The following is an 8,598-nucleotide window of genomic DNA, read 5'->3' as shown; positions in this document are numbered from 1 at the left end:
CGGTTGCTCCTGTTGCTCCGGTGGCTCCTGTGACTCCAGTGGCTCCTGTTGCTCCGGTGACTCCGGTGGCTCCGGTTACTCCAGTGGCTCCGGTGGCTCCGGTGGCTCCGGTGACTCCGGTGGCTCCTGTTACTCCGGTGGCTCCGGTGGCTCCCGTGAGTCCTGTAACTCCAGTGGCTCCGGTGGCTCCGGTGGCTCCGGTGGCTCCGGTGACTCCTGTTGCCCCTGTGATTCCGGTTACTCCGGTTGCTCCAGTTGCCCCTGTGACTCCCGTTTCTCCAGTGGCTCCGGTTTCTCCAGTTACTCCTGTGGCTCCAGTTGCTCCTGTGACTCCAGTTGCCCCTGTGATTCCGATTACTCCGGTTGCTCCAGTTGCCCCTGTGACTCCCGTTTCTCCAGTGGCTCCGGTTTCTCCAGTTACTCCGGTGGCTCCTGTGGCTCCTGTGACTCCAGTTGCCCCTGTGATTCCGGTTACTCCGGTTGCTCCGGTGGCTCCCGTGAGTCCTGTAACTCCAGTGGCTCCTGTTGCTCCGGTGGCTCCGGTTTCTCCAGTTACTCCGGTGGCTCCTGTTGCTCCTGTGACTCCAGTTGCCCCTGTGACTCCAGTTGCCCCTGTGATTCCGGTTACTCCGGTTGCTCCAGTTGCCCCTGTGACTCCCGTTTCTCCAGTGGCTCCAGTTGCTCCGGTGACTCCAGTTGCCCCTGTGATTCCGGTTACTCCGGTTGCTCCGGTGGCTCCTGTTGCCCCTGTGACTCCCGTTTCTCCAGTGGCTCCAGTTGCTCCTGTGATTCCGGTTACTCCGGTTACTCCGGTTACTCCGGTTACTCCGGTGGCTCCTGTTACTCCCGTAGCTCCGGTTGCTCCCGTGGCTCCTGTAACTCCGGTTGCTCCCGTGGCTCCTGTAACTCCGGTGGCTCCCGTGGCTCCGGTGGCTCCAGTTACTCCGGTGGCTCCGGTTGCTCCAGTTGCTCCCGTTGTTCCCGTTACTCCTGTAGCACCTGTGGCTCCCGTGGCCCCAGTTGACCCTGTGACTCCGGTGGGTCCGGTGGCTCCAGCTACTCCCGGCACTCCTGTCGCTCCCGTGGCTCCCGTTGCCCCCGTAACTCCTGTTGCTCCCGTGTCTCCAGTTACTCCCGCAGCTCCGGTTTCTCCCGTGGCTCCTGTTACTCCCGTGAGTCCTGTAACTCCAGTGGCTCCAGTGGGTCCAGTGGCTCCAGTGGCTCCGGCTTCTCCTGTTGCTCCAGTTATTCCTGTGGCTCCGGTGGCTCCGGTTACTCCCGGCGCTCCCGTGACTCCGGTGGCTCCAGCTACTCCCGGCGCTCCCGTGACTCCCGTGGCTCCTGTTACTCCGGTGGCTCCAGTTACTCCTGTTGCTCCCGTGAGTCCTGTTACTCCAGTGGCTCCGGTTGCTCCAGCTACTCCCGGCGCTCCTGTCGCTCCCGTGGCTCCGGTTTCTCCGGTTTCTCCGGTTTCTCCCGTGGCTCCTGTGACTCCGGTTACTCCCGTGGCTCCGGTTACTCCTGTGACTCCTGTGGCTCCGGTGGCTCCGGTTGCTCCGGTGGCTCCTGTGACTCCGGTGGCTCCGGTGACTCCGGTTTCTCCAGTTACTCCTGCTGCTCCTGTTGCTCCCGTGGCTCCAGTTGCTCCTGTGACTCCGGTTGCTCCGGTGGCTCCGATTGCTCCGGTGGCTCCAGTTGCTCCTGTGACTCCGGTGGCTCCGGTGGCTCCGGTGGCTCCGGTTGCTCCTGTTTCTCCTGTTACTCCGGTGGCTCCCGTGAGTCCTGTAACTCCAGTGGCTCCTGTTGCTCCGGTGGTTCCGGTGGCTCCGGTGACTCCAGTTGCCCCTGTGATTCCGGTTACTCCTGTTGCTCCTGTTGCTCCGGTTACTCCCGCAGCTCCGGTTTCTCCCGTTGCCCCTGTGACTCCAGTGGCTCCGGTGGCTCCGGTGGCTCCTGTTTCTCCAGTGGCTCCCGTAGCTCCTGTGCCCCCTGTAACTCCGGTTTCTCCGGTGGCTCCAGTGGCTCCTGTTTCTCCAGTTGCCCCTGTTACTCCGGTGGCCCCGGTGGCTCCGGTTACTCCGGTTGCTCCTGTTGCTCCCGTGAGTCCTGTTTCTCCAGTTGCTCCGGTGGCTCCCGTGAGCCCTGTTACTCCGGTTGCTCCCGTGAGTCCGGTTACTCCGGTTGCCCCTGTTACTCCAGTTGCCCCTGCGATTCCGGTTACTCCGGTTGCCCCTGTTACTCCAGTTGCTCCTGTTACTCCGGTGGCTCCTGTTACTCCTGTTGCTCCTGTTGCTCCTGTTGCTCCCGTGAGTCCTGTTACTCCAGTGGCTCCGGTTACTCCGGTTGCTCCGGTTACTCCCGGCGCTCCCGTGACTCCGGTTGCTCCGGCTTCTCCTGTCGCTCCAGTTATTCCCGTGGCTCCGGTGGCTCCGGTTGGTCCTGTTACTCCGGTTACTCCCACAGTTCCGGTTGCTCCCGTGGCTCCTGTAACTCCTGTGGCCCCTGTTACTCCGGTTGCTCCTGTGCCCCCAGTTGCTCCAGTTACTCCAGTGGCTCCCGTGAGTCCTGTTTCTCCAGTAGCTCCGGTGGTTCCCATGGCTCCAGTTACTCCTGTTACTCCGGTGGCTCCTGTTTCTCCCGTGGCCCCGGTGGCTCCCGTGGCTCCTGTGGCTCCTGTTACTCCCACAGCTCCGGTTTCTCCCGTGGCTCCTGTTACTCCCGTAGCTCCGGTGGCTCCGGTTTCTCCAGTTGTTCCCGTTACTCCTGTTACTCCCGGCGCTCCTGTTACTCCGGTTACTCCTGTTACTCCGGTGGCTCCAGTTACTCCGGTTGTTCCCGTTACTCCTGTAGCTCCCGTGACTCCAGTTACTCCCGTTGCTCCCGTACTATCCCAAGAACCCGTCGAACCAGTCGCACCTATCGCACCCGTTGTCCCTGTTGGGCCAGTCGGACCGCGCTGCGTCGAGGCATTCAGTACGGTTTGGACTTTTTGCTGGAGGATTATATCTTGTTTGATCGTGGCATCGAGCATTTCTCGAACACTCTGATCGATGGCAAGAAGGTCTTCAATCGTAGCATCTGATCCCGTCATGCCTGGCAGCGTGCCTAAAACATATTGAATCTTTTCTCCCTCTGCATTCAAAATGTGGCTGAGACTTAATTCTTCCAATGCAAAGGAAGAGAGAAGCAGGTTAATAGCTTCCTCACGTGTTACCGTTATGGTTGGACTAATATTGGGTATATTGGGAAACGACATGACACCCCTCCCCCTCTCTTGAAGACCTCCTCATTTTCCACGATCAGAAACGGGGTTCCCACGCTTGCTTATGTGCCAGAGGTTTCTCCGGATCTTCAAGTATGATCAAACGGCAACCGTTCTTTGCTACTCATCCCACTTTCTTGGATACCGATCTGTTCGCGACTTTTGCTTCCATCCGCCCCACACACTCTCATGTAACCACGGCTTTCCAAAAGAAGGTTGTAGAGGCTCCATATGGACTCTTACCATTGTTTGTTCAGAATTGCTCCCGCTCTCCTCTCCTTCTTTTGAAGTGATTGCCGTCTGAATGTCCGAAGGGGGGCGCAGGGAAGCACGCGAAAATCCCCACGTTTGTTGTGCCAATCGCAAAAGCTCCTCTTCCTCCTGGGACGATGCCTCCCTTTGGCTCTCTTCCGGAGACAACAGCATTTGAAGCAACTCCTCCTTTTGTCTCAGTAACCGAAAGATCTCCTCCAGCACACGCTGCATTCCTGCTTTCCTCTTCTCCAGCGCTTCTTGTTCTACATGCTGTGCGGCTTGTAAAAACAGCAACAGCACTCCCTCGGAAAAGGAATCCGCCGCTGCCACAGCCTTGTCATATCTCTCCTCTACAACCGGGGAAAGCTTTTCGTTTCGCCCACTCTTGCTCCTGGCCAGCAGACGAGGCAGCAGCCTCGCGAGCCGATTGAGAGAGACCCTATGCAACGAAGCGATGACTTCCAAGCAATGCTGTACCGACTCGAGCCAGTGGAAAAACAGTGGAGTCCCTTCTCCGGGGAACTGCCCTTTCTTTATTTGCTGGGTAAAACCATTCATCAAGGCCGTCAAAGCATTCTCCGCCGCGCGTTCGGCCTCGAACAATCTCCAAAAGTGATCTCGCTGCTCTTCCTCTCCTTCATTGCGGAGCCATTTTTGTACTTCCTTCTGGAGCTGATCCTCTAGCTTAGTCGTCATCATCGTCGTCGCAGGCATCGTCGTCCTTACTCCGCTTGCTTTTGCCTTCCAGCTCCAATATGTTGTCAAACTTGAATTGCAAAAGGATTTGCTTGCTGACGATACTCCGCAGCATCCGTTCCACGCTCTGGTTTACCCGAAGGAGATCTTCCAGACTAACATCGTCCTTTTCCAAAAAATGCTGAATTTTTTCGCCCTCTGCATTCATAATATGGGACAAACTGATTTCTTCCATCGCGATTGAGGTCAACAGCAGATGAATGACTTCTTCTCGTTTTAGGTTAATGCGAGGGGTAATATCCGGAATATTGGGCAGCGACATCCCTCCCACCCTCCATTTCTCGAAAGTAAGTTGACTACCAAACCCCTACAAGTCAATCACTGCGCCTGGGAACGCGCTGCAAAGTAGGCTTCGTTGTACACCACGCTTGGATGCTGTGGATGGTACATTTTGGCCATCTCATGATGAATCCGCGCTTTCTTCTGATCGCCAATCCGGTCGTAGCAATAACAGAGCTGCAGATGTGGCAGCCACGTCCAGGCAGCGTTGTCTGTCATTCCCATGGCATCCTGCCGCTGTTCCAGCAAAGTCGCTTGCCGATACCAGTAAATCGCCGTCTGAAAGTCCGCTTTATCCGAGAAATAGCCCCCGAGCCTGCAGCAAAGCTCAGCCCGTGGAGCATCGTAGGCCAAGGCGCGCAGCAGCGATTGCACCTGTTTCTCTGACAGCCCCAAATGAGCGTAGCACTCCGCCAGCTTGTAGCAGGCTGCCAGCTGGTCCTCTACCCAGCCTTTGCCACCGTCCAAAAACAGCTCGTATTGCTCCGCGGCTTCCGTATAGCGCCCATGATCTTTGAGCTCGTTGGCAAAATAGTACGTATCTCGCGGGCTAAACTCTTCCTGCCTCTCCCTTCGTTTGAGGTACATTTGCAGATTTCGGTCTGTGTAGGCACGCTCTTTCCGGTGCGTAACCGCAATCTCGCTGTGCAGCACTCGTCCCCCGACCGCCAAATACTCATGGACAGCACCCTGCCATTGAAAGCGGCAAGCTCTTCGCACAAGCCGATTTCTGCGCAAGTACTGAACGGGCTTTCCCTCCGCATCCAATGTGAGATGATAGGGCATGGAGACGGCGTCGTAGTCAAAATCCTGCTGCTCCTTCAGGAGGTGGAAACGAGCACGGTCCTGCTCCTCCAATACGTCATCTGCGTCCAGCCAAAGGATATAGTCCTTCGTGGCCTTTCCAAACGCAAAGTTGCGTGCAGCAGAAAAATCATCGATCCAGGCAAAATCGTAAAGCGTGGCACCAAAGCTTCTGGCAATATCCTTGGTGTGATCGGTGGAGCCTGTATCCACGATGATCATCTCATCCACCAAATCCCGTACGCTCGACAAACATCGAGCCAAAGTCCCCTCCTCGTCACGAACGATCATGCACAAGCTGATCGTGAACATGCAGACCGCTCCCTCCCCCCAAAACATTACTACCATCCTATTTCCGCTTGCCTTGCAATATGTATCCCGGCATTTCATAAGAGATGGAAGGAAGGAATATCTTGTAAAAAACAGGATAACCACGGAAGGAACGGTGAGGGCTTGATGACAGCTCCCTTGATCTCTCTGTGCATGATCGCGAAAAATGAAGCGGAGCAAATTCCGTTGGCTCTGCAAAGCGTGCTTCCCAGCGTAGACGAAATCATCGTGGTCGATACGGGCTCGACGGACGGGACTCCCGACCTCTGTCGTTCTTTCGGGGCTACCGTAGTGGATCATCCCTGGGAAGGAAGCTTTGCACAGGCACGCAATCGCGGACTGGAGCATGCAACGGGGAAATGGATCCTGTGGATGGATGCGGACGAGGAGCTCGACGCCGACGACCAGAAGAAGCTGCGGTCCCTGGTCGAAGCGAGCGATGCAGCTGCACTGTCTTTGAAGCTCATTCACTACTTCGGTCCTAGCAAAGATACCCTCCGCCCTCATTTGGCACATCGCTGCCCGCAAGTACGACTGTTCCGCAATCAGAAAGGTTTTCATTTTGTTCGTTCGATCCACGAGGGATTGCAGACTACTGAAAGCGGCCTACTTGACCCGCCGATCCCCCTGCTCCCCGTCCAGATTCATCACTACGGCTACATGGACGACGCCTTTTCCAGCAAAGCCAAATCAGCGCGCAACAAGCACTACCTGCTTCAAGAAAAAGCCCAAGGCGATTACGATCCTTGGTGCGACTACCATTTAGCCGCAGAAGTTTACCGCGAAGGAAAATGGGAAGAAGCCTTCTCGTTGGTCAACCTGTCCATGGAAGGCTTTTTGACTCGACAACAAATCCCGCCTTCTCTGCTCTACAAATTGAAATACGAAATCCTTTTTCATCACGGCAGCATGCGGGGAGCATGGCCTGGCATCGAGCGCGCCATCCAGCTCTATCCCACCTATGTTGACCTGCATTTTTACAAAGGTGTCTTCTTGCTGGAACACGGTTTTTACCCGGAGGCTGTCAAAGCGCTGGAGCAATGCCTCTATCTCGGTGAAGACCAGTGGGAGCATCTGAGCCTTCGCGGTGTTGGCAGCTTCCGCGCTTATTCTGCTCTCGCCCGCTGCATGGAGAAAATGGGCAAACCAAATGATGCGCGCGTATACTCGCAACACGCCGCTGCTTCCACTGCTTTCTTTTCCCCAAACAGATTGCTGGAACAAGAGGTGACTCGATGAACATGAAACCACGGGTTCTGATCGGCAGCCCCATCTGCCAAAAGCCAGAGATTCTCCGCATGTTTTTCTATTCGCTGGAAAAGCTGGACAGCCAGATGGCAAGCATTCACTACGCCTTTGTCGATGACAATACACAGGCTTTATCCAGCAAAATGCTTCGTGCATTCACAGACCGATTTCCGGATCGCTCTGTCATCTTTCCAGGGGAGACCGAGCGCCAGCCTTACATTTGTGATGAGAACACGCACTATTGGAACCAAGACTTGATTCGAAAGGTCGCCGAATACAAAAACCGGATCATCGACTATGCCAAACGTCAGCATTTCGATGCCCTTTTTTTGATAGACTCGGACCTGTTGCTCCAGCCGGATACACTGGAGGTTTTGCTCAACAGTCAAAAAGACATCGTATCGGAGATCTTCTGGACGAGTTGGCAGCCCAATGCTCTCCCTGCCCCGCAAGTCTGGCTCTCGGATCAGTACACACAATATGAACACGCACCGAACGAGCAGCTCTCCGCTCAGGAAAAGCTCGTACGACAAATGGCTTTTTACAGCAAGCTGCGCGTTCCCGGCCTGTATGAGGTAGGAGGGCTGGGGGCTTGCACATTGATCCGGCGCTCTGCTTTGGATGCCGGCGTTGATTTTTGTCCCATCAAAAACGTCAGCTTCTGGGGCGAGGACCGGCATTTTTGCATACGAGCTGCTGCATTAGGATTTTCCCTCTATGTGGATACCCATCGTCCCGCCTTCCACGTCTATCGGGAGTCGGACTATACGGAAGCTGCAAACTGGATGAAAAAAGTCTATGGCGCCGCCCCAGTCCGTACCGTTACACCTTCTATTCCCATCAAAAGAGCCTCCGCCCGGGAGCGTCCCAAGATCACGCTTTCTATGATCGTTCGCAACGAAGCAGACAAGTATCTCATCCAAGCCCTCTCCAAGCATCGCGAATACATCGATGAGGCCGTCATCATCAACGACGGAAGCACGGATCACACCGTAGAAATCTGCCACGAGCTGCTGAAAGGGATTCCGCTGTACATGACTCACAACGAAACCTCTCCGTTTTTGAATGAAGTAGCCTTGCGCAAGCAGCAATGGCAAGAGACCATCCGGCGAAATCCCGAGTGGATCCTGAACATGGACGCAGACGAGGTTTTTGAAGATGGCTTCGCCGAAGGGGTTCGTGAGCTGCTCGTGCGCGAGCGTGGCGACGTCTGCTGCTTCCGTTTGTACGATATGTGGACCGACACGCATTACCGGGAGGATTCCTACTGGCGTGCCCATGAAGTATATCGCCCCTTCCTTCTGCGGTACCGGCCTGACCACCACTATAGCTGGAAAGAGCAGCCCCTGCACTGCGGACGCTTTCCCAACAATATTTTCGAGCTGCCCTCCTTCCTCAGCCGTTACCGCGTCAAGCACTTAGGCTGGTCCTCCCAAGAGATTCGCCATGAAAAGTACGAACGTTACAAACGTTTGGACCCCTCTGGGTTGTACGGGTGGAAAGAGCAGTATGAATCTATCCTCGACCCGCAGCCCAGGTTGATTGCCTGGAGTGAGTAAAAGGATGAAAAGTAAGAATACATGACATGAAACTGCCTGTTTTGGCGGTTTCTTTTTTTACGAAAGAGAACTTGTAAAAAAACCAGACATTAATGTAAGATTATA

The 8,598-nt window shown here is 55.4% G+C and carries 6 protein-coding genes; 2 read left to right on the top strand and 4 right to left on the bottom strand.

Features of this window, described 5'->3' with window-relative positions; translation table 11 throughout:
- From EDM59_RS31650 to EDM59_RS23235, 4 genes are all read right to left on the bottom strand, one after another.
- Positions 1-3,256: beta strand repeat-containing protein (locus tag EDM59_RS31650; RefSeq protein WP_148040854.1), on the bottom strand; the 3,256-nt coding region annotated here is incomplete at its 3' end.
- 126 nt (positions 3,257-3,382) lie between these two features.
- Positions 3,383-4,231 carry a hypothetical protein gene (locus EDM59_RS23245; protein ID WP_122925797.1) on the bottom strand — a complete coding sequence of 283 codons (849 nt, stop codon included), beginning with the start codon at positions 4,229-4,231 and terminating at the stop codon, positions 3,383-3,385.
- A complete protein-coding gene (locus tag EDM59_RS23240) occupies positions 4,203-4,535 on the bottom strand; it encodes an alpha-helical endospore appendage domain-containing protein (RefSeq protein WP_122925796.1) in 333 nt (110 codons plus the stop codon). The genes EDM59_RS23245 and EDM59_RS23240 overlap by 29 nt, the downstream gene beginning before the upstream one ends.
- A 56-nt stretch (positions 4,536-4,591) precedes the next feature.
- Entirely contained in the window at positions 4,592-5,668 is a 1,077-nt protein-coding gene (locus tag EDM59_RS23235; protein WP_122925795.1) for a tetratricopeptide repeat-containing glycosyltransferase family 2 protein, read from the bottom strand.
- A 144-nt stretch (positions 5,669-5,812) separates the two neighbouring features.
- On the opposite strand from EDM59_RS23235, the gene EDM59_RS23230 reads away from it, so the two are divergent.
- Both EDM59_RS23230 and EDM59_RS23225 read left to right on the top strand, forming a co-directional pair.
- The gene (locus EDM59_RS23230) at positions 5,813-6,925 is read left to right on the top strand and encodes a glycosyltransferase family 2 protein (RefSeq protein WP_122925794.1); all 1,113 of its coding nucleotides are present in this window, start codon (positions 5,813-5,815) and stop codon (positions 6,923-6,925) included.
- Entirely contained in the window at positions 6,922-8,493 is a 1,572-nt protein-coding gene (locus tag EDM59_RS23225; RefSeq protein ID WP_122925793.1) for a glycosyltransferase family 2 protein, read from the top strand. The genes EDM59_RS23230 and EDM59_RS23225 overlap by 4 nt, the downstream gene beginning before the upstream one ends.
- The last annotated feature ends 105 nt before the right edge of the window (positions 8,494-8,598 follow it).

It is taken from the genome of Brevibacillus nitrificans, assembly GCF_003710965.1.
Classification (GTDB): Bacteria; Bacillota; Bacilli; order Brevibacillales; family Brevibacillaceae; genus Brevibacillus; species Brevibacillus centrosporus.
Note: the sequence above shows the minus strand (reverse complement) of the source record. Positions and strands in the feature narration are given on the sequence as shown.

Bases quoted from the DNA above. Each gene is read 5' to 3' on its own strand.
- EDM59_RS23245 (WP_122925797.1), bottom strand. From the start codon at position 4,231: ATGCCTGCGACGACGATGATGACGACTAAGCTAGAGGATCAGCTCCAG.
- EDM59_RS23240 (WP_122925796.1), bottom strand. From the start codon at position 4,535: ATGTCGCTGCCCAATATTCCGGATATTACCCCTCGCATTAACCTAAAA.
- EDM59_RS23225 (WP_122925793.1), top strand. From the start codon at position 6,922: ATGAACATGAAACCACGGGTTCTGATCGGCAGCCCCATCTGCCAAAAG.
- EDM59_RS23235 (WP_122925795.1), bottom strand. From the start codon at position 5,668: ATGTTCACGATCAGCTTGTGCATGATCGTTCGTGACGAGGAGGGGACT.
- EDM59_RS23230 (WP_122925794.1), top strand. From the start codon at position 5,813: ATGACAGCTCCCTTGATCTCTCTGTGCATGATCGCGAAAAATGAAGCG.